This is a genomic window from Aureliella helgolandensis (assembly GCF_007752135.1).
Taxonomy (GTDB): Bacteria; Planctomycetota; Planctomycetia; order Pirellulales; family Pirellulaceae; genus Aureliella; species Aureliella helgolandensis.
Genome location: NZ_CP036298.1, coordinates 4,155,004 through 4,177,630, shown reverse-complemented (window position 1 = coordinate 4,177,630; position 22,627 = coordinate 4,155,004). Strand labels below are relative to the sequence as shown.

Genomic DNA, 22,627 nt, shown 5'->3' with positions numbered 1-22,627 from the left:
GCGGCCAAGCAGTCGGTGTTACCTTACTTGACCGTCAAGGCAGGTGACGTGACCTAGCCGTGGTGCACGCGTTACCCCCATGTAGCCACCAGCTTTCCGCTGATAGCGTCGCTGTCGCACTTGCGCGGGACCCGCAAAGTCCAAACGTTGCCAAACGAAGCGTGTGGCGCGAGAGGACTTCACGGAGCACTCGCAGAGTACAAGCCGTGTCGGCCGCATCTCTACCGCGACAAGTTCCCCGACTCGGGGGATTCTGCGAACTGTGGCGTCTGGGCGGTCCCGTAGCCCATGTAGAGCATGAGATCCCGGATCTCCGGTGCAGAGAGTTCATCCAGCAATCCACCTGGCATCAAGGAGGATTTGCTGGGTTGAATTTCATCAATATCCTGTTCAGCGATAATGTGCTCAACCAATTGTGAATCGCGAACCATAACGGAACCGTTTGCATTCTCCGTCAACATTCCGCTAATTACTTTACCATCGCTGGTGAGTACCCGTTTTGATCGGTACTGATCGCTGATGACGTGCGACGGGAAGAGAATCGACTCGATCACTTCCTTTCGCGTAAAGCGACTGGCCACGCTCGTTAAATCAGGTCCAACAGCGGCCCCGGTTGTCTGCATGCGGTGGCAACTCGCACATTGAGCCTTGGCAAAGATAGCTTGTCCATTCTCCCGATCCCCCTTGCGACCGTCGCTCGAGGCAAAATACTCATCCAAGGTTTCCGTATTCCACGGCGAGCTCTTTTCAAGTTCCGGCAGCTTGGCTTCCGGATGTTCTGGAAATTTCTGGGCAAACCATTCCTGCCAGCCCTGCAGGGTGCGTTGTTCGCCACCTGCGTCCTCCGCTGAACTGGAAGGGGTTGGGGATTGTCCCGTCCAATAGGTCAGCAGCTTGAGTGCGGACGCGGGCGATTGCCCCTCTTGCTCCATGCGAAGCCCATGCAGGATGACTTCCCGCAATGCCTGTGGATCGTTCGTCGCCGTGGGGACCTTACGCAGCGCATCCATGACTTCAGGAACCGCAAACGATTCGAGCACCGGAAGACTACGCACTAGATAATCCCAGTTTTCATCGTTGGGTTGCATCGACAGCCCGAGCGCGACTGCTTGCCGTCGCTCTGGACTTCGAATCCAGATTTCTCGCAGATAAGCGGTGGACTCGGGGTCCGAGTTTTGAGAGAGCATCGCCACGATACCGGTTCGTAGTCGCTTGAATTGTTCGCCTTCAAAACCAGGTCGGTCAATCTCTTGATCAAGCCGACGGAGTGTTTGCAGATCGGCGGGCGTTAGCTTGTCAGGGTAGACATAGAGAGACACCAGAGCCGCATTCGGCCACTTGGCCCCTTCAGACACGAAGATTCTGGCTTCTTCAAGCGGCAGGTCTTTGCAGAGGTCGCGCGTTACATTCATGACATACAACGGCACACTGCTACCTGCCTCTGCTGGCTGAGTTTCCTCGAAGAATTTGATCAGGGCATACCGTTCGGCAGCCGTCCACTCATGTTCAAAGAATGGGAGGTGCATTGCCACGTGCATCCGTTCTGCCAAATCTGCATCGGATTGCAGATAGCTAATGGCGCTGGGAAGCACCGCTTCCGCATTGACGTAAGTGAGCAACCGCATCAGCTCGCGATTGATAATCGGTTCACCCACGGGATATTCTGCGGCGATGGCGTCCGCCAGGCTGGGAACTTCCTCGGCCTTCAAACCCGATCGATGGAGAGTCACCTGGGCGAGACGGAGAAGGTCCATGAAGTTTCGATCACTCACAAACTCCGTCAGCATCTTCTCAATGGCTGCTACGACTTCTAGTGCGCGCGCCTTTTCCGGCGCGGCGGTCATCAGCGCCAAACCAGCTTGCAGACGCACCCGCTGGCTGGGGTGAATCAGCAACTTGGTAGTCCATTGCTCGGGCGGTACGCGTTCGAGCAGCTTGCGACCGCTCCAAGCCAGCTTCCGGTCGCTACTCTCGAGCAACGGTATCAGCAACTCGTAGTCGACTTCCGCATCGGCGCGGAGTAACGCCTCGCCAGCAGCATGCTGGACGAGTGGATCGGAATCGGTCAACATATTTTCAAGTAGGGTAACGACCTGCGTCGCACTTCCGTGCATGCCCATCAGCCTCGCGGTCTTAGCGCGAACCGCTTCGTTGGGTGCGGAACTGAGTTCCTTGAGCAGTTCCGGGGTTGGCGTCGGTCCGAAGAGCTGCATCAAATCCAAGGCTCGCAAGCGGTACTTGGCCGAATTCTCATTACTAAACGCCACGCCTGCCACGGTGTCTCCCCAACTGGCACCGAGTGTGCGCTTGAGGGTTGCGATTTCTTGCCGAGCCCAAGCCGAGTCCAGCTGAGGCTGCTTGATCCCCTTGGCAATTCCATCGCCCAAATCTTTGACCGAGTCTGGCACGGTACCCAACCAGCGAATCTGATAGATTCCGCCGCGGGTGCCGCGACCGCCTGTGCAGAAGTAGAGCCAGCCATCCGGACCGACAGCCAGGTCGGTAACGTTCAAGGGCTGCCCTTGTACAAAGACCTCCGACTGAGCCTTTCCATTGGCGTCGAATTTAACCGCCATGATCTGGCCTTGCGTCCAATCGGCTAAGAACAGCGATCCATGGTAGCGCAACGGGAACATCAAGTGATCGTAGACGCAGGCACCGGTAGGAGAACCGCGTCCCGTCTCCAGTTCGGTGGGCAGGCGGTCGAAATAGTAGCTTGGCCATTTGGCCCAGCCGCTACGCCAACCAAATTCGGCACCTTCTACGACTTCGAAAAGGCTGGTGGGGCGATACCACACCGCACCTTCATCCGACTCCATATCGCTGTCATGCACAAACAGTTTTCCGGAGGGGTGAAAAACGAGGTCGAAGGCGTTTCTTAAGCCACCTGCGACCAACTCCACCGAGCTGCCTTCGACGTCCATGCGAATGATCGTTCCGCCGGGCGCTTTGGTACCGCGTGCATGCCCACCCGGATCTTCGTAACGTGGACCGACGAGATCTCCTTCATAGTATTGCTTGAGAGGACTCTTCGCCGAGAACACGCCATCAAATTGCACCTGGTTGCCCAGCACGCAGTAGATGCGTCCATCGGGGCCCAACGCCAATCCATGGGCGCCGTGTTCTCCAGGCTCCCCTTTGAAACCAATGACTTTCTTGGCCTCCTCCAAGGCGCCGTTACGGTCTTGGTCAATCAGCCGATAAATTCCGGAACCATCCGGGCCCTCTCCGGTAACGAAAACGTCGCCATTGAGGGGCAGAATGCCCTGGATATTGCTGACGAGAGTGCAATACTCTCGTGTTTTGTCAAAAGTGCCGTCGTGGTCACTGTCGTAAATCAACAGCAGCGGACCACCCTCTTGGGCCGCTACGATATGGCCAAATTCGTTGAAAGCCATGTTAACCAGAGAGCCGGTCACGTCATCGCTTAAAATCTGGTCGACCGCAAATTCACGACTCACTCGGAAGCGTTGATTTTCGGAGACCCGTTCTGGAGCAACATCTTCGCGCCGATCCCACGGTGCGGTCACACCTAACAGACCGTACGTCGCAGCCGGCTTCCAGTTGGCTTCGGAGTGCGCCACCAATTGCCAGCCTCGCAAATTTTCGATCGACGTCCGCCAACTTTGATTGGTCGAAAAACTAAGCCACGGTTGCCCCTCGGGTTTAATGAACACACGAGCGGCAAGGGCGGCGGGCCCGTCGGACAGGTTCGTGACTTTGACCGCGATGACGTTCCTCCCGCGACCGAGCAACGTAGTGACGTCATACTGTTCCATCTGCTGAATGGATCTTCCCGCTCCTACTTCTCGGCCGTTAATGTAGAGCGTGTAGGCATCGTCTGCGGTGATCGTGATGGTTGCCTCTTCAACACGTCCCAGCTGAATTGTCTTGCGGAAAAAACAATCCCCCTGCTTGGCCAGACCTCGCGGGTGTTCGGGCGTCCAAATCCACTCGGCTTCCTGCGCCTCGGCATACGAGGGAGTGAACAGTGCACCACCTAGAGAAATTGCCACCAAAAACCAACGAGCTAGTAGAGCTGAGCGTTCACCAAAGGGGCATTTGGGCAAACGGTTGAGGAAGAGCTTTGTAGACACGACCACGGTTCCTTGGATGTTGTTCTTGCTGTCTCGCCCTCGCGAGACTCTTAAGGTCCGTGCGTTTCTTAGCGGAAAGTAAGGGGTTACGTCAAGACAACCCTAGCAACCCCACTCCCAAATCCTGCCTATGGGAATTCGCTGACACCACGTATACTGGACCACTTCCCAAGGAATTACCTCTCAGAAAAGTCGAGCAGCCCGATCTCCGCTTAGACGTTACCCAGATTAGCCCTCCTACCGCGCCCCACGCTCAGGTCAGAACTCTGTCCGACGGGATGCGTGGGTTGCAATGCACTGGCTTGCGAGCAGCGAGCGAGCGGCTCCCGCGGGCTGGTCCGACCGTTCTTTTGAGATCACATGCCTGCTGGACCATGCAACTTTCCCACCTGCGGATCGCAGAATGTCTTTTAGTCAGCCCATAATCTCACTTACCGAGGCGGAAGCCCCCTTTTTCTGGGGCGTCGATATAGGAGGCACCAACATCAAAGTTGGGTTGGTCGATGAGCGGGGACGCACCCTTGCCTTCCAGAGCATCCACACGGATCCCAGCACAAAGCCTCATGTCGCCTGCCTCCGTATCGCCGAAACGTGTCGATCGCTGGCGGCCAACATTGCATTGCCCTTCGATTCGATCGCCAGGGGCTGTCTGGGAGCTCCCGGGCCGATTTGTCTTAAAAGGGGCATGTTGCTCAACCCCACGAATCTTCCCGAATGGCACCAATTTCCCATCCAGCAGGCAGTGGCCGAAGCGGTGGGTACGGACTTCAGCTTTATCAATGACGCCAATGCGGCTGCGTTTGGTGAGTTCTGGGTTGGATCTGGCGTCGACGCCGAAAGCCTAGTTCTTCTCACGCTTGGAACCGGAGTTGGCGGTGGTATCATCTCCAGCGGAAATCTAATTAACGGCTCCAACAGTTTCGGCAGCGAGCTGGGACATGTCGTCGTCGATAGCCGTCCCGATGCGCGACTGTGCAGTTGGGGGGGCGGACGAGGACAGCTCGAGGCCTACGCCAGCGCCAGTGCCGTTGCCCTAAGGGCACGTGAGGCGGTAGCCGAGGGAGTTCAAACTTCTTTGTCGGAAATTGGCATGCAAGGAGATCCCCTGTCCGCCAAGGATGTCTACCTAGCCGCAGTTGCCGGTGATCCCTTCGCGCTGAGCCTGATCGACGATACGGCGAGATACCTGGGAATCGGCATCACTTGTGCCGTACACACCGTAGACCCTGGCTTGGTTGTATTGGGGGGGGCGATGAACTTTGGCGGGCATGAATGTGCGGTGGGAGGCCGATTCCTCCAAGGCATCAGTGACGAATTTAAGAGTCGGACGTTTGAGAACGTGTTCCACGGAACCCGCATCGCCTTCGCAAGCTTGGGTGGCGACGCTGGGTACATTGGTGCTGCAGGAATTGCTAGACAGGACTATCTTGCAACCTGATCGACACCCAATCGGCAGCGTTGGGCGTGGCTGGATATGACGCGAGTCGTAGATCCGCCTGCTGCTATCCCCTTATACAAAATTTGACTATTGCACTGGAGCTTTTACCCTGAGTAAGCAGAACATTAGCGAGATTGACATTTCCCATGTTCGCAACTTTTGCATCATTGCGCATATCGATCATGGTAAAAGCACATTGGCAGACCGCCTGTTGGAAAAAACGGGAACCGTGGCTATGCGCGAAATGCGCGCCCAGCTGTTGGATGGAATGGAGCTGGAGCGTTCGCGTGGTATTACCATCAAAGCCAAAGCGGTTACCTTGCGAACGATGTACAAGGGCGAAGAATATGAATTGAATTTGATCGACACTCCTGGTCACGTCGATTTTCAATACGAAGTCTCCCGCAGTCTAACCTGCTGTGAAGGTGCTCTGCTGCTCGTCGACGCGTTTCAGGGAGTAGAGGCCCAAACGATGGCCAATGCCTACGCCGCGATGGAGCACGAACTGGCGATCATTCCCGTGATCAACAAAATTGACCTCTCCTATGCGAGGGTCGATGAGGTTGTCGAAGAAATGGAGCAGTCGCTCGGCATCGACGGAAACGATGTAGTGAAGTGCAGCGCCAAGGCTGGGATCGGCATCGACGAACTCTTGGCTGCAATCATTGAACGGATTCCGCCACCGAGCGGAAACGTTTCGGCGCCGCTGCAGGGCATGGTCTTTGATTCGCACTACGATGACTTTCGTGGAGCCATTTCGTACACGCGGCTAATGGCAGGCACCGTTGAAACAGGGCAGAAGATCCGTTTGGCACGCGCGGATGCTGTGTACGAAGTGATCGAGCTCGGACAATTCGTCCCCAAGCGGCGTCCCACCAAGCGTTTGCGCGCTGGCCAAGTCGGCTACATGATCTGCAACATCAAATCACTCAAAGATGTGCACATTGGTGACACTATTGTCTCCACCGGGGCCGATGCGGCTCCAGCGCTCGAGGGCTACGCGCAGCCTAAGCGGATGGTGTACTGCGGACTGTTTCCGAGTGATGGCCAAGATTTTAAAGAATTGCGCGAAGCTTTGGAGAAGCTGAGTATCAACGATCCCAGCTTTGAATTTGTGGCAGAGACAAGCGACGCGTTAGGCTTTGGATTTCGCTGCGGCTTCCTGGGCCTGCTGCACATGGAAATTGTGCAACAGCGATTGGAGGAAGAATGCAATGTCGATTTAGTGCAGACCGCTCCCAACGTGACCTATCGCATCTTGGATAAGCGAGGTGTTGAGCACGAATTGCACAAACCTCAAGATGTTCCCGATTCCGGTGAGATCGAAGAGTTTCGTCAGCCGATCGTGAGAGTCAACTTTGTGGTTCCCAACGATCAAATTGGTGTAGTCATGAAGCTTTCGCAGGATCGACGCGGTGTACAGCAATCCACCGAGTACATTTCCCCCACACGCGCCATGATCACCTACGATCTTCCCTTGGCGGAAGTCATCTACGATCTGCACGACAAACTCAAGAGTGCGACGCGTGGTTATGGGACGATGGACTATGAGTTGATCGGTTACGAGCCTGCGGACCTAGTTCGGATGGATATCCTCGTGAACGGAAATAACGTGGATGCGTTGAGTGTGATCTGTGATCGTCGCGATGCTGATCGTCGCGGTCGCGCCGTGGTTAAAAAGCTCAAGGACGAGATCGATCGGCACATGTTCGAAGTGGCCGTTCAAGCTGCCATCGGTTCGCGCATCATCGCGCGAGAAACGAAGCCAGCGATGCGTAAGAACGTTACCGCCAAGTGCTATGGTGGGGACATCAGCCGCAAGAAAAAACTATGGGCTAAGCAGAAAGAGGGAAAGAAGCGGATGAAATCGATCGGCTCCGTGGATATCCCACAGAAAGCATTCATGGCCATTCTGGAAACCGGCGCGGATAACTAGTGCTCGCTCTCGCAGAGAGCTTCGCAATCCTTCCACCACTCGGGGCCGCGTCCATCGGGCCGAGCTGGTGGAATAGCGACAGAGTTCTCAGCCCCACTCCCGTTAGTCCCAACTGGGATTCAACCGATGTCGGGAAGGGGACGAAGAATTTGCCGAGGGTCCCTCGTCTTCGGTCTGGGGTAGGTGGGGTTGGTTTGTGGACCGGCAATCCATCGTGGAGTTGCAACAGGTACGGCAATATGCAGTCGACGTTGCGGGCAATCCACCACCAATCCTAGACGGGCTGTCGAAATAGTACCCCGCTGCGTGACGGGCTGTTGAAATAGTAACCCGCCGCGTGAGCAAGGAAAGACAACCTCCGCTACAAGTCAATTAAGGATGCTACCTCCGCATTAAAATTCAAATTGCTATTAAATCAATGACCGTAGGGCTGCGGCTCAATCCGCTTGAAATAGCTGCCGCAGCTCATCCGACAGACTCGGCCAACGTCCGGCGGCTGCCGAAAAATCTGCGTCCATCCACCGCACGGTATCGGGGCCTTGTGCCCGGGACAACTGAGGATGTCCAGGGCGAACCGGAAATTGCCCGCTCGGCCCCATCGCTAAGCGCCCCTCGGTATCCTCCGACACCAAGTAGTTGGCAAGCGCGACGGCTGCAACCGGATGAGGTGCTCCTTTGAGCACGGCAATGGTGTTGGGAATCCGGAGCGTTCCCAGTTCCGCAGGCGCCTGGTCGGGGTAGACAATTTCCACAGGCAGTCCTGCGTCAAGTTCGACTAAAGCATCATCGGTATCGGTGATACCCCAAGCCACGGCCCCCGAAGAAACAGCCTGGGCGACCTGCTTGTTGCCCGACAGCACCACCGCGTTTTGCTTGATGTTTGCAAATAGCTCTTGTGCTCGTTCCTTGCCTAGCAACTGGTCAAGGACGGTGAAATGCGTGGCCGTTGTACCGAACAGAGGGAGCGCCACGGCACATTTCCCTTGCCACTTCGGGGACGCTAAATCCGCAAACGATTGTGGACGTTCCACCCCCTCCGGAAACATGTCTTGGTTCAGCATAATGATGCGGGCTCTGGCGGCAAAACCGAGCCAAGTACCGTCGTCGGCCTTCATGGTCTGCGGCCAATTACCAGGTACATCCCACCGCACACTCTGCAGCAACCCTGCCTTCTGCAGACGCAGCGTATGCATGATCTCGTTATTCCAGAACACATCGCAGCGAGGACGGGAAGCCTCGGATTCCAAGCGTGTGACCAGCCCGACGGTTTTAGTCGATTCGATGTCGTATTGGGCGGCGAGCTCCATGCCTGGCTGACGCCGTTCAAAGGCGGCCAAAATCGGCTTTGCATATTCTCGATCGGCGGCTGAATAGATAACCACGGCGTTTTCGCTGCGTTGCACACAGCCAGAAAACACCAACATCACCCCCCAAAGCCCTGCAACTAAACGCATCTCAAACTCACTGCATTGTTAATAGGTTCTTGTAACGCTCTCAGCAGACGGATTGCTAGTGCTCCACTTTGTTCGGCACGTATTCGTGATCCCGTTTGTAGAGTACCTCAATCGATAGGATGGGGTCTGGAATTGCACCCGCATTCTTCTTCTCTTCGTCTTCACTATCAGGGTTGATCTTGGTCAAGTCACTCATCGTCTCAAAGCCCTTGATGACGCGTCCAAAGGCAGTGTAGGTTTCCCCCAGGACATCGGAGGGTAACGTATTGATGAAAAACTGAGTACTGGCAGTGTCGATGTCCCCACCGGCCAATGCCATCCCGAGGTAACCGCGGAAGAAAGACCGTGCATCGGGTCGATTAGATTCTCCGTAGATGTGGTAACCATCGTCCCCAGTACCATCGTTGAGCGGGCATCCGGTCTGGATACCAACCTTCTCCACCACTTTGTGGAATAGCAAACCATCGAAAAACCCACGTTCCACCAAAGAGATGAAATTGGCAACATTACCCGGCGCCTGATTCTCAAACAGCTCGATTTCCATCGTCCCCTTGGGCGTACGAATGAGCACGCGCGGCAAGGGTTCCCCGGCAGCATCCTCAGCGCGCAACTTGAGCTCTCGCTCCCAGTTGGCTGACATATGTTCGATCCGCTCACGCATGCGGAGGTAGTGCGTCTTCTCCTCGGCCTGTTCCTTACTGGTCAGAGACGCCAAGATTTGTTCAACGAAATTGAGTGCAACGTCATAGCGATTCACTGCGATGGCGGTTAACACGACCTGGGTCTTCTCCAGTTCTCCCTGATCGCCATTCTCAATCAAGGCAAGCGCCACATCTAGGACGCCCTCGTACCGTTCGACCTCAATATTGCGAAGCACAAAGCGCCGCAGCATTCCAGCAATGGCCGCTTTACCGGCGGGATCGCTAAGATACTCCGCCAACGCTGCATCAATCATTTTGGCGTGCAACTCGTGTGCTCGCGGTGTCAATTCAAGCCATTTTTCGCGGAGCTCATCATCCTGCGGCTTATTCGTGCTGACATTATAGCGCACAATGATTTCGCGCATCACTTTCAAATGCTCTAGCAGCTCTTTCGAAGCCGTGCGGAACTCTGGGCTTTCCGGTTCAATCGGGGACTCATCCGGTGCGATCTCCTCGGTAGACGCTGACGGAGCAGCCGATTCGGTCTGCGCGAGTATCCGATTTCCCCACCCGGGAAGAAGGGTGCTGAAAGTCACATTGTGGGCGACCAGTAGCAGCACGCACCAGAGAGTGGATTTCGAAGCATTCATGGAGTCTCACACGCAAACTGAAAAAGGAAATGGGCTGTTAGGGAGCCAATAGGATTGAAAAAGGAGTCTACGCTTTCGAAAACTCCGCCTGACGATTTGTTGGCCTGGCTCCAGAAAAACGGGGTGGAAGGCAGACTCCCCTCCCATCACAATAGTTACGGTGCACTTGCCGCTTTAGTTCGCGACCGTGCATCACAGCCCACGGGAGTACGCAGCACGCTACGGGCCATTGTTCGAATCGTTATTCTAACTGATACTAGCCGCCTGCCGACCCTCCCTCCGCCTATCACTCCCTTCTCCATACCATAGGCTGTTCACCCCGGTTTTAGGATAAAGCGAAATGGCGAGAAAAAAGTCGCGTACCCCGCACGATATCGAAACATTCCCGAGCCGTCGTCCCAAGCAAGTCAAACCGAAACTGGTACCCACCCGACTGCGCATCGTAGCGGGAAGTATGGGAGGACGAAAAATCACCTACAACGGTGATCCGGCCACTCGTCCCATGAAAGAGAAAACGCGGGAAGCGGTCTTTAGTCTACTGGGAGGCTATCTCTACAACACCCAAGCCCTCGATCTCTTTGGCGGTACTGGTATCCTCGGTTTTGAGGCGATCAGCCGAGGAGCCGAAAGAGCGACGATCCTGGAGTTGACCAGACCGGCCATCGCGTCGATTCTGGCCAATATGCGGGATCTCCAGCTGGAGGAACTGGTCGACGTCCACAACGTGGACACCCTTCGCTGGCTACGCAGTATTCCGCTGAACACGGCTAGCTGGCCCGAGCTGCCTTGGATCGTATTCTGCTGCCCGCCGTATCGCATGTGGACTTCCGATTCGGAGCGTCTCGCCGCCGGCATCCAAGAGCTTTACGATCTAAGTCCGGTCGGCAGCCAGTTTATTTGCGAAGCCGAAGTCCCCTTCGATTTACCAGCCGCTATACCTGGTATGGAGTGGGACATCCGCACGTATCTCCCCGCAATCGTCGGACTCTGCGTCAAGCAGTGAGGCAACCGTTCCAACCGCGATGCGGCACCTAAACTCCATCCACGTCGCCAAGCGCAGGGCGTTTCCCTCCACGCTTCAGCCGACGTAAGATGGGAAGCTCCCTGGAGAGATCAAACACCGTTGGCTGCGACACTATCGATTGCCAGGTGAGACATCCCAAGAGCTCGTTGGGATGCAGCGGCATGAGTTCTTGGAGCAATCCAACCGACCAGGCCAAGTAACCCACAATCGCTTCCGGAGTTATCCCTAGCGTTCTCAGCGTGGCTATCCGCGTGTCACCGTGGCGTTTGGCGAGTCGACGACCGTCGGGTCCGACGATGAGCGGAACGTGTGCGTAGCGTGGGGCCGTCCAGCCCAATTGCTTCAATATGGCAAGTTGGCGAAAGGTGCTGAAAACCAAGTCGTCTCCGCGGACCACTTCTGTCACGCCCATATCGTGGTCATCGATCACCACCGCTAGCTGGTAAGCGGGCGTTCCATTCCCCTTGGCGATCACGAAGTCCCCCAACTGCGAGGCTGGATGCGCTGTAACAGTACCGCGCACGCAATCCGTCCAGGTCTGGGGCGCATCGTCGAAGGCCCACCGCCAGGCAAAATTGGCATCAACTGGCGGGACGGTCAGAGTTTGAGACACCCGCTCGCCCAAGCTGTCGAGACGACAGGTACCAGGGTAGACGGGGCCCTCAAGTTGGGATTCATGGGGCGCACTCGCAGCCTCAGCTATTTCACTGCGCGTGCAGGTACACGGATAGAGGCAATGCTGCTCCCGAAGTTGAGTGAGGACGGCCTGGTAGCGTTCCATCCGCTGCGTTTGGATCAGTGGAGCGTGAAAGACATCCGCTCCCTGGTCTGGCCCATAGTCCCAATCCAGCCCCAACCATTTCAGATCGTCGATAGTGCTTTGAATAGCCCAAGACTTAACACGCGGAGAATCGATATCTTCGATCCGCAGCAATAGAGTTCCCGCTTGTTGCCGCACCGAAAGCCAGGCTAGGAGGAAGGATCTTGCGTTCCCTAAGTGCAAGGCCCCCGTGGGGGACGGAGCCAAGCGTCCTACGACTGCGGTAGCAGCCGAGTTCGCGACTACTTCGCCGCCGGTTTGCGAATCCATTCCTCAAACTCCGTGGGCCATTCATCTTGCGGGTCCGCCTCTACCATTTGAGATCGCTCCAGTGTCCAGTCATGCCAATCGATTTCGGGGAAAACGGTGTCTCCTTCGACGTCGGCACAGATGCGGGTAATCCACATGCGATCACATCGACTGAGGGCAGCGCGATAGACTTCTGCTCCGCCGACAACCATCACCTTGCGATGCGGCTGAACCAGCGATGCAACATCGTTGAGATTGCTCACCGCTGCCACGTCTTGAGGTAAATTGGATTGTACCGAGCGTGAGAGCACAATGGTCTGTCGACCGGGCAAGGGGCGGCCAATTGAGTCGTAAGTCTTGCGGCCCATCAACAGGCAGTGCCCCATGGTCATGCGTTTGAAACGCTGCAAGTCACTGCGAACTCTCCAAGGAAGAGCACCACGGTTACCAATGATACCGCCTCGCCCGATGCCAACGACGAGCGTCCAACCGGAAGAATCTGAAGGTAGGATTGGCGTGTGCATACTCAGACGGCTACCGGTGCGGGGATGCGCGGATGGGGATCGTAGCCGATGAGCTCGAAATCCTCATACTCAAAATCAATAATGGAAGTTCGCGGGTGGGAAATTTTGAGCTGTGGCAGAGGTCGCGGCTCGCGAGTCAACTGCAATTCGACCTGCTGCTGATGGTTCGAGTAGATGTGCACGTCACCGAAGGTGTGGACGAAATCCCCCGGTTCTAAGCCGGTCGTGCGAGCCATCATGATCGTAAGCAACGCATAGGAGGCAATATTGAATGGAACCCCCAAAAACAGATCCGCGCTTCGTTGGTACAGTTGGCAACTCAGCTTGCCATTGGCCACATAAAATTGAAACAGCAGGTGACAGGGGGGCAAAGCCATTCGGTCGACATCGCCCACATTCCAAGCACTGACGATTAGTCGCCTCGAATCGGGGTTGGATCGGATCTGTTCCTCAACATTGCGAATCTGGTCGATAACCCGCCCATCCTGAGCTTCCCAGCTGCGCCATTGCTTGCCATACACCGGGCCGAGATTTCCATCGCTGTCGGCCCACTCATCCCAAATACTAACTTGATACTGGTGCAGAAAATCGACATTAGTATCCCCTCGCAGGAACCACAGCAACTCCACCAAAATGCTCTTAAAGTGCAGTTTCTTGGTGGTTAGCAGGGGAAAGCCTTGCGAGAGGTCGAATCGCATTTGATACCCAAACAGGCTGCGTGTTCCGGTACCTGTGCGATCGGTTTTTACGATCCCATTCTGTTGAATATGTCTCAGTAGCTCCAAATAGTCTTTCACGCTCAGCCCTGATCAGAGAAATCGAGTAGATGCCCACGCAACACGGCAACGACTTTGCCGCCAGAATGTTAGGCATTCTAATACCTTCTGGCAACCGCAAGCAGTCAGGGCTACTCTATCGGCGTACTCTCCACCACCGCTGCCGCGTCCCCTAAGACTATTCTGCAGGTTTCCTGGCATCCCATGTCCAGTGCCGGTCGCTCGTCATCTGTACCGTCGACTCTGGGAAACCTAACGGTGCGACCAGCTCGCGTATTTCAGCCAGCGTGAGAGCCGCGAACAACGACTGTCGCAGCAATTGCTGGTTCCCTTCGGGTTCTTGAGCTGCATGCTCCAGCACCAACGCTTCCACCTTGGCTTCGCTGTCGGGACGCACCAAATCCCTCATGAAGATTCGTCCGCCCGGTTTGAGGACTCGGACCGCCTCCACGAGGGCCGCTTCGGGCTTCGGAATATGGTGCAACACCGAATTGGAGAGCACCGCGTCAAAGAAGTGTGGATGGAAACTTAGCTGTTTCGAATCCCCCTGAGAAAGTTGAATCCGGTGCTCCATCAGCCCCACGGCGACATTTAGTCTTGCAATCTCGAGCATACTCACCGCTGCGTCGATCGCCATCACACAACAGTGCGGATCCCGCTCGCAGAGCAAGACTGGAATCCTGGCTGTTCCGGTTCCGATATCGAGTACAAACTGCCCCGCCACACCGGCGCTCAAAAAGTCGTTGACGAACAGCTCGTTAATTCCAGCGTGATCCATCTCGTCATAGGCTAAAGCCTCGCTCGCGTCGTCCATGACTTCCGGTTCAAGTACACGTGAAAGCATGCAAAAACATTCCCCATCAATAGAAAACAGAAACAGCCCTCCACCCTAGTGACAGCATATTGCCATCCTACCCCGTCGCGCGCCGGGCTGTTGAAATAGTAACCCGCCGCGTGCGCAGGGCTGTTGATTTAATCGCAATTTGAATTTTAATGCGGAGGTAGCAGCCTTAATTGACTTGTAGCGGAGGTTATCTTTCCTTGCTCACGCGGCGGGTTACTATTTCAACAGCCCGGTCAGCAAGGACAGGTGGTCGCCACTACAGGACGATTAGAGATGCCGCCTTCACGTTAAAACTCCAGACGCTATAAAGTCAACAGCCCGGTAAGCAAGGAAAGGTAGTCGCCGCTACATCTTGGCTATCGGCACTCCCCCTGCAGCCGCACCCGAAAAATGGCATTCACAATCAACACGTCGGCCGCCAGACTGTCGCACTAGCCACTACTACTGTTGCAACATTGCCTTCAGTTCTGGGAAAAACTGGCTCCAAGGACGCAACCGTCCGTCAGCCACGGATCCCCCATTTGCAATTGGCTTCCAACTTCGCTTCTAAGCAGGACTACCGTCGCTTATTATCCGAAGCGGCCCGTTACATAGTCCTCGGTTTCCCTCACCAACGGCTTGGTGAAGATCTGGCTCGTAGGTCCATATTCTATCAGCCTGCCGAGATACATAAACGCGGTGTAGTCACTGATTCGAGAGGCTTGTTGCATATTGTGCGTCACAATCAACACGGTGTAATCTCCGCGCAGATCATCGATCAAATCTTCGATCTTTCCCGTAGCTAACGGATCGAGGGCCGAACAAGGTTCATCCAGCAGTAGTACCTCAGGCTCACTTGCAATTGCGCGTGCAATGCACAAACGCTGTTGCTGCCCGCCAGAAAGCCCTAGCCCGCTCTCGGTTAGTCGTTTTCGCACCTCTTCCCACAGTGCGGCTCCTCGTAAGCTCTGCTCGCAAACGCTATTGAGCACCTTTCTGTCCCGCTGTCCGTCAATCCTCAGCGGATACACCACATTCTCAAAGATGCTCATCGGAAACGGGTTGGGTTTTTGAAAGACCATGCCCATCCGTTTCCGCAGCTCAATGACGTCGACTCCAGGGCTGAAGATCGAGTCTCCTCCCAGCGAGATATCCCCCCGGACCGTTAATCCATCCACCAAATCATTCATGCGATTGACGCTGCGCAAGAGGGTGGATTTGCCGCAACCACTTGGGCCGATCAATGCGGTGACTTCTCCACGCGGGATAGACATCGAAATCTCATGCAGTGCCTGCTTTTTGCCATACCACAGGCTGAAGTCCTTGATGTCCAATGCGGCATCAACGTCCAACAATTCATTGTGAATTACCGAGTCCACGTGCTTACCGGCTGCGATATCGGTCAAGCGATTTGAACGAGCAGGCTGGAGTTCGGACATGCAGGTTGTCCCAATACATCAAAGGGAAAGTAGAAGCTAAAATTGATTGTCTTGAGCATGTCGTTTCAGACGCGCTCGGAGCCAAATGGCCGACAGATTCAGCAGCGCCACAACTGCGATCAAAAGCAACGTACAGGTAAATACCATCGGGACTGCCGCTTCACTATTCTGGCTCTGAAAACCTAGGGAGTAGATTTGGTAGCCAAGGTGCATAAAGCTCCTGGAGCCATGCAAGAATGGGAACTCCGTGTCGAGCGGTAAATCTGGTGCAGTCGGAAGTGCTCCCACAAGCATCAAGGGTGCAACCTCTCCGGCCCCTCGCGCCATTGCTAGAATTGCGCCGGTTAGAATCCCAGGGCGCGCGTGGGGCAAAACGATCCGCAGTATCGTCTGCCACTGGCTCGCACCGCAAGCCAACGAGCCCTCGCGCAACGAATTCGGGACCGCCGCTAAAGCCTCTTCCGTAGCAACGATGACCACGGGCAAGGTCAGCAGCGCCAGTGTCAGAGAAGCCCACAGCAAGCCTCCTTTGCCAAAAGTCGGATTAGGCAATTGGGCTGCATAGAAGCCGCCGAAGAAAGGGCTCTTGAGAATCAAGAGCGCGGATACCCCAAGGCAGGTCAGCCACAGCAGCAAACCAAGTCGCGATACCATCCGTCTCGTCCAAGGCTGAGCGTAGGTGGGGCCACCGGCCAGCAAGCTGGCGAAAAATGCGGCAGTCCCCAAGACCGCGGCCAGCGCCAGCATGATGAACCAAATTGCGGAGGGCCACGGAACAATATCCGCATTTTTCGCACCGCCATCCACAAAGGCACCGAGCGTGTAGCAGAAGAACGAAAACCCAAAGACTCCATATACGATCGAAGGCACTCCAGCTAGATTGTTGATCGAAATGCGAATCAGGGAAACCAGGACACCGGTGCCAGCATATTCACGGAGAAATAACGCCGCCATCACGCCAAAGGGAACCACGGCAATCGTCATGATTAAGGTCATTACAATGGTTCCCCAAATCGCAGGGAACACTCCTCCCTCTGAATTTGCTTCGCGCGGCATCTCCCACAGAAATTCTCTCCAGCGGTCAAGATAGACAGAAAACTTGCCCGCCAAACCAAGACGGCTGACAGCGACAGCGCGAACGATTTCTTTTCCGCCGATGGTCTTTCGCTGCAAGAGACTGACTTGGGTGGTCGCCGGTGTTCCCTCTCCCGTGACCTGAATCGCAGTCATCGCATAACGCTCACCGGCGGTATCATTGAACTGGATAAGACTCGAGCTGTCGGACAATTGCTCCACATCAACCGCATCGCTGGCTGCCTCGGTGATGACTGACTGAGTCCGCAGTGCATCGCGCATCGGCTGGGTCAGATTGCCGTCGCGAAGCGCGGTAGCATCCACGGCCGCTAATCCTTCCAGCAAGGTGGGCGAATTGGGAACGGCTAGATCTAACGCGACCAACGGCCCACTCCGTTCGATAGCATGCAGCTCCCTTTGCAACGCAGTCTTGGCGACAATTGCCTGACGATAGCCCGTCAAGTATCGCTCAACGGCGTCACGAATCAGCGCCGATTGCGTTTTGACTGGCTGGAGCCAAATCAGCAACTCACCTTCCAGGATTTTCTGTTCCTTGGGTAAAATCTGGTCGGTCACTTGCTGTACCAGCGGCACCAACCTGTCGTTGAGTTGAGCAAGCAAAGGGCGATCCGGCGTTTCCTGCAACTGCTGCAACTGCTGCAGGCATTGTTGGAGTTCAATCTGCCGCTCCAAAATGGGATGCAGGGTCTCGAACGGCGGAAGGAATTTCTCCTCGGCACGAAGCTCGGCGCGTCGAACTTCGAGCCTTAGCCGCGAAACATCGGCATCCACACGACTGATCTGCCTCTTCAGCCTTTGCACTTTCGCACCTTGCAACTTGAGCTCTGCTAGTGCCTCCTGAAGCGTTTCCAATAAAAAGAAACTCGACTGAACGACAACGCGGGCATCCGTAAGAAGCATCCCCTGTGGTCGCGGCACCAAAGCCTCACTTTGTTGGGCCCAATCGGAGTCCAGCGGCTGCCACTCTTCTGTGTCTCCACGCAGAATTTGCAAGCGAAATGCACTTGAGGGTTGGTGACTCACCAAGGTCTGGCGGATCGAATCCCGCAACTCAGCGTCCAAGCGTTTGGCTTGTTCGAACTGCAGTTCCTGCAAGCAAGCCAAACGCTGGCGCTCAAGGGCGGGATCCTCCAGTCCTGAAGAAAATTTTTCAGACAACACTAAAGCGTGCAGCAAAATCTTCAGTGGATCCTGGACAGATGCGTCTTGCGCGAGCGGCACCCGCCTGATGAACTGCAGCGGTAGACCGTACAGTCGCCCCCATGCTTGCCGCTCTACCACCAGCGCCCAACGCGGAGTGGTTATCCCCGCCGAAGTCAACTCCTGTTCATCCAACCAACGGAAATGCCGCTGCGTAAGATCGAAGTTTCCAGTGCGATAATAATACTGCGTCCCCGGCTGCTCAGTGGGCTCCAAGCGGTTCTCTGCAAAACTCTCCGTACGGCCAGCGTCCGCAATCAATGAAGAGCCTGAAGACGGTTCCGGAGTCGCAACCGTTGTAGGGACCTGTCGGATACTCTGCCATTGCCCTATCTCTTGCGTTCCATCATTGAGAACTAGCCAATTTACCGGAGTGGGCCAAAAGGTAGGCAGCCCCCGCACCAGGATCAGTGTAAGTAGGCCAAGAATCATGGCGATACAGACGACCAGCATTCCGCCCGTAAACCATATCTGGGGTTCGCCGCGTGCCATGAGTGAATAGCCACTCTGAAGTGAACTGTTATGGCGTTCGCGCTGGCGTGCTCGTAGCACCTTGACCTGCTCGCTGGCGCGTGTATCTCGAAGTTCACTCATAGCTGACTCGACCGTTTACGATACCGAATGCGGACGACTTCAGCCAAAGTATTCGCAAAGAACGTGAGCGCAAAGAGAAGCAATGCTGCGAGAAACAGAGTCCGAAAGTGGGTGCTGCCTTTGGCTGCTTCGGGAAGTTCGGTAGCCAACGCCGCACTCAACGCCTTAAAACCATTGAAAGGATTCCATTCCATGAGAGGAGTATTCCCGGCTGCACACAGCACGATCATGGTTTCCCCAATGGCTCTTCCCAAACCGATCATCACTGCACTGAAGAGGCCGCTGACGGCGCTAGGCAAAACCACGCGAATGGTCGTTTGCCAGGGCGTTGCGCCGCATCCGAAGGAAGCACTCCGCAGCTGCTGAGGTACCGCTCGCAACGCGTCCTCAGCAAGAGTGTAGATAATTGGAATCACACAGAAGCCCAAAGCAGCACCCACTAATAGGGCATTCTTGTCCTGATAATTATCAAAGAGATATCCGCGCAGATCGAGGCCGAGCCAATCAAACACCGCTGCGCAGGTCCAGGCCATCAACCCGATCAGCGCACTCAGTGCAAACAGACGCAATAACGCCAGTAGAGCGAAGGACTTGGGAGACATCCGAATTGCGATTTTTCGCGTCCACTCCGTCAGCGGCCCCGAGACCATGATTACCGTAAGCAGACTAAAGGCTGGGACTAAGATTAACATCCAACCACCAATGGCGTTTCCCTGCCGCCCAGTCAACCAATGCAAGAGACTTCCGCCAAACAAACGATTTTCGATCGGGCCAGCCAACCAAAAACTAAGAAGAATGGCTACTGGCAAGGCCAGAAACATCCATCCAAGCCGCTGTCCCTGCCAACGCACTATTCGCTCCACCGGCAATAGGTTCCAACAATGTCCAGCGAGCACAAAGGTTGCAGGAATCAGCAGAAGGCAGGTCAGCACCGCCATAAGATGCGATTCCATGTACGGCGCCACCACGAGTGCGGCTACATACCCCAATACTACGCTGGGTAAACTTGCCATCAGTTCCACGAGCGGCTTGATTCGGGTGCGCATGCTGGGTGCAAGGAACTCACTCGTGTAGATAGCTCCCAACAGGGCTAACGGGACACTGATCAGCATGGCATAGAAGGTGGCTTTGAGCGTGCCAAACAGCAGTGGCACCAAGCTTAGTTTAATTTCAGATCGCTCGGTCGCTGCCGACGATTGCCAAATGTACTTGGGGCTTGCATATCCCTCGTACCAGACTTTTCCGAAATAGCTCATCCACGAAGCTTCAGGGTAGCCAACATCAAATTCAGCCAAAGCAGCGTGATCGCGGGTGGTTGCCAACAGAAGATTACCATCGCGGTTCACGGCCAAGTGCTCCCAAGCATTCTGCAGGGGCATTTGCTGAGTTCCCAGGAGATGCCCCGTGGGAACGTAGGTCAGGGCGGCTACTCCTGAAGCATCAGCGGTAACCGCGACATGCGTCTGCAGACTGCTCGTAATGGCGAGAATTGGCTCGGTTCCTACTGCAATGTTTTGCGTCATCACTAGATGATAGCCGTCCGCTGCGGGTTGGACGGCAGTGGAAGATTCCTGGGATTGCCGAGCGATCATCCAGCCCTGCAAGTGTCCGTCGGTGGTTCCTCCTAAAAGAGTCTCTCGCCCCAGCAATGGACTTACGCAACTCAGGGACTCCTCCCCCAGCAATGCGCTTTGGCTCTCCCTAAACTTCAATTGCTGATCGTGCAACGAATAGCGGTCAAGCGTTCCGTTGGGCCAAGCGACGACAATCTGCTTTCCACCATTGAGCCCCGCCAGCGCCAGCGGTGTCCCAGAAACAGACCGTGGCTGGCAGGGACAGCGCGCCAACCAGACTGATTCGGTAAGCTCACGTGTCAAAGCGTTTGTGCGAGCGTTAAGTGTGGCCAACACCAGTTCATTTTGCGCAAGGGCGATGATCCGTGAGGTTCTGGTATTGGAAAGACGACTTGCCGATTGGTCGGGCAAAAAGTCGACGGCCAACACCGCCCTATCGCTGGATGCCTTGTCCGTAAGATTGTTCTCAGAGCTTGCACTAACACCGATCGGCTTCGACCATACGACAGGCTTCAATCGAGTTCGCCGAACCGCAGAATTACCAAATCGCTCGTAGACCGATGCCTCCGAGACTTGATACGGAATCTCATCCGATAGCTCGATATCGACGAGCGTTTCTTCCATCGTCAGTAAACTCGTTTCAAATTCGAGTTCAGCGATGTGAACCAGACCATTGCTCAAACCGACCACTACCGATCTCTGGTCGATGGAAACGTTGGAACAAGTGACTCTGACGACAGGGTTCTCTGACCCCACCGGATCGTTGGTACCACTTTCATCAGACGGTTTCAGCTCTTCAGTTAACGGCAGAGGGTAGCGGGCCAGGAGGTCCGAGTAGAACGTCTCTCGGACTTCGACCACTCCTTGCTCGGTCAGGCCCCACATTAAGGTACCACTGTCGTCCACGCCAACTTGGCGGTAGTCCGCGCAATCAATTGCATGCCAAGGAGCAAATGCCGGGGCCTTCAGCAATGGCAGTGCTGTCGTAAGTAATACCACCACGACTAACAAGATTGCGACAATGGTGCCTACACCGCCTACCGCAATCGCGCGCGAGAAAACCGCATCGCCCAATCGTACGCTCCAAGGCGTGTGCTTGCGTTTGCGCTGTCTCGAGTAGGCTTTGTGCGGCACGCATCAATCCTGGCTTAGAGTTTCGATGCCTACGGTCCGCAGAGCGTCTCGCGCCATTTCGGCCGTGAGCGGCAAGTAGCCGTCCTTCACAACCTGCATTTGCCCCTGTCGGCTGAAGACGTACTTCAAAAACTCTCGACGCATTGGGTCGAGTGGCAGAGTAGGATCGTAGTTCACCGCTAAATAGAGGAAACGTGCCAGGGGGTATCTGCCCGAATAGGCATCGCGCGGAGTCGCTTCAATGAGCTCTCCACCTGGTTCATTGGCGATCTTGAGAGCCCTTACATCGGCAGTTTGGTAGCCGATGCCACTGTACCCGATTCCGCCAACATTCTTACCGACAGATTGAACCACGCCCGCGGAGCCCGGCAATTCATTGACCCAATTGCCGTAGTCGCCACCAGCCAACACTACCTCTTTAAAATAGCCGTAGGTTCCGCTCGCTGCATTGCGGCCATAGCAGGAAATATCCGCACTGACGGAAGGAGCCAGTTGGCTCCAACGCATTGTTCTAGGGGACAACCCCTGTTTGCGCGTACTAGAAAAGATGGCATCGATCTGCGCGAAGGCAAGACCCTCAATGGGATTGTCTTTGTTCACGTAGACTGCCAGCATGTCAATGCTCGTCGGCAGCAGTACTGGCTCATATCCAAATTTGGCTCTGAAGGCACGCCGTTCCGAGTCTTTTACATCGCGGCTCATCGGTCCAAAGTTGCACTTTCCCGCAATCAGGGCTGGGACGGCATTGGACGATCCTTTGCCATCCACGGAGGGACGAACTCCTGGGTAGAATCGCTTAAATTCCTCGGCCCAAAGGGTCAGCATCCGATTCATCGTGTCCGATCCCACGGACTCCAATACGCCACCAGAGATCCCGCTGATCGGTTGGTATACGGGCAACATGGGGTCGAGTGCAACTTGAGAGAATGCCGAGCTCGATAGAGAGCTCATCGCGAGCAGGCAAAGTCCCAAAAGAACGGTCCGGGCCATTTTTTGACTCTTGGATTGTAGGAAGTGCTATCATCCTTTCAAGGATCCCATGGGGGCACTCTTTTCAACAACCCAAGTGTATTAAGAATTGGTGAATCCGATAGGGCAGCCCATGCCTTGCTCAATCGACGGACGTATCAGTCTTACGCTGGCGGAATCCGAGGACGCC

The 22,627-nt window shown here is 55.3% G+C and carries 14 protein-coding genes; 3 read left to right on the top strand and 11 right to left on the bottom strand.

Annotated features, from left to right (window positions below; all coding sequences use genetic code 11):
* Positions 1-221 precede the first annotated feature (221 nt).
* Positions 222-4,097 (bottom strand): HEAT repeat domain-containing protein, encoded by a 3,876-nt coding sequence (locus Q31a_RS14870; RefSeq protein WP_145079274.1) that lies wholly within the window; start codon positions 4,095-4,097, stop codon positions 222-224.
* Between the two features lie 403 nt (positions 4,098-4,500).
* On the opposite strand from Q31a_RS14870, the gene Q31a_RS14865 reads away from it, so the two are divergent.
* Entirely contained in the window at positions 4,501-5,535 is a 1,035-nt protein-coding gene (locus Q31a_RS14865; RefSeq protein WP_145079271.1) for an ROK family protein, read from the top strand.
* Positions 5,536-5,659: 124 nt separating this feature from the next.
* Positions 5,660-7,471: a translation elongation factor 4 gene (gene lepA / locus Q31a_RS14860; protein WP_315851666.1), complete on the top strand. Its 1,812-nt coding sequence runs from the start codon at positions 5,660-5,662 to the stop codon at positions 7,469-7,471.
* Positions 7,472-7,908: 437 nt separating this feature from the next.
* Here lepA and Q31a_RS14855 read toward each other — a convergent pair whose 3' ends face one another.
* Both Q31a_RS14855 and Q31a_RS14850 read right to left on the bottom strand, forming a co-directional pair.
* Positions 7,909-8,925 (bottom strand): extracellular solute-binding protein, encoded by a 1,017-nt coding sequence (locus Q31a_RS14855; protein WP_145079266.1) that lies wholly within the window; start codon positions 8,923-8,925, stop codon positions 7,909-7,911.
* Between the two features lie 55 nt (positions 8,926-8,980).
* Positions 8,981-10,216 carry a peptidylprolyl isomerase gene (locus Q31a_RS14850; RefSeq protein WP_145079263.1) on the bottom strand — a complete coding sequence of 412 codons (1,236 nt, stop codon included), beginning with the start codon at positions 10,214-10,216 and terminating at the stop codon, positions 8,981-8,983.
* 340 nt (positions 10,217-10,556) lie between these two features.
* Here Q31a_RS14850 and Q31a_RS14845 point away from each other — a divergent pair, with 340 nt between their 5' ends.
* Positions 10,557-11,219: an RsmD family RNA methyltransferase gene (locus Q31a_RS14845; RefSeq protein WP_145079246.1), complete on the top strand. Its 663-nt coding sequence runs from the start codon at positions 10,557-10,559 to the stop codon at positions 11,217-11,219.
* A 28-nt stretch (positions 11,220-11,247) separates the two neighbouring features.
* Here the strand turns inward: Q31a_RS14845 and gluQRS are convergent, their stop codons facing one another.
* The 8 genes from gluQRS to Q31a_RS14805 form a co-directional block, all read right to left on the bottom strand.
* A complete protein-coding gene (gluQRS, locus tag Q31a_RS14840; protein WP_145079243.1) occupies positions 11,248-12,330 on the bottom strand; it encodes a tRNA glutamyl-Q(34) synthetase GluQRS in 1,083 nt (360 codons plus the stop codon).
* The gene (locus Q31a_RS14835) at positions 12,303-12,833 is read right to left on the bottom strand and encodes a dihydrofolate reductase (protein WP_145079240.1); all 531 of its coding nucleotides are present in this window, start codon (positions 12,831-12,833) and stop codon (positions 12,303-12,305) included. Before Q31a_RS14835 ends, gluQRS begins: the two co-directional genes overlap by 28 nt.
* Positions 12,834-12,835: 2 nt before the next feature.
* Positions 12,836-13,630 (bottom strand): thymidylate synthase, encoded by a 795-nt coding sequence (locus Q31a_RS14830; protein WP_145079237.1) that lies wholly within the window; start codon positions 13,628-13,630, stop codon positions 12,836-12,838.
* Between the two features lie 157 nt (positions 13,631-13,787).
* Positions 13,788-14,453 (bottom strand): class I SAM-dependent methyltransferase, encoded by a 666-nt coding sequence (locus Q31a_RS14825; protein ID WP_145079234.1) that lies wholly within the window; start codon positions 14,451-14,453, stop codon positions 13,788-13,790.
* Positions 14,454-15,022: 569 nt separating this feature from the next.
* Complete coding sequence (pstB, locus tag Q31a_RS14820; protein WP_145079230.1) at positions 15,023-15,871, bottom strand: phosphate ABC transporter ATP-binding protein PstB; 849 nt, start codon at positions 15,869-15,871, stop codon at positions 15,023-15,025.
* Positions 15,872-15,907: 36 nt separating this feature from the next.
* Complete coding sequence (locus Q31a_RS30850) at positions 15,908-18,760, bottom strand: phosphate ABC transporter permease PstA (protein ID WP_231691210.1); 2,853 nt, start codon at positions 18,758-18,760, stop codon at positions 15,908-15,910.
* The gene (locus Q31a_RS14810; RefSeq protein ID WP_145079226.1) at positions 18,757-21,468 is read right to left on the bottom strand and encodes a hypothetical protein; all 2,712 of its coding nucleotides are present in this window, start codon (positions 21,466-21,468) and stop codon (positions 18,757-18,759) included. Before Q31a_RS14810 ends, Q31a_RS30850 begins: the two co-directional genes overlap by 4 nt.
* Before the next feature lie 3 nt (positions 21,469-21,471).
* On the bottom strand, positions 21,472-22,458 hold the full coding sequence (locus Q31a_RS14805) for a PstS family phosphate ABC transporter substrate-binding protein (protein WP_145079223.1): 987 nt from the start codon (positions 22,456-22,458) through the stop codon (positions 21,472-21,474).
* Positions 22,459-22,627 lie beyond the last annotated feature (169 nt).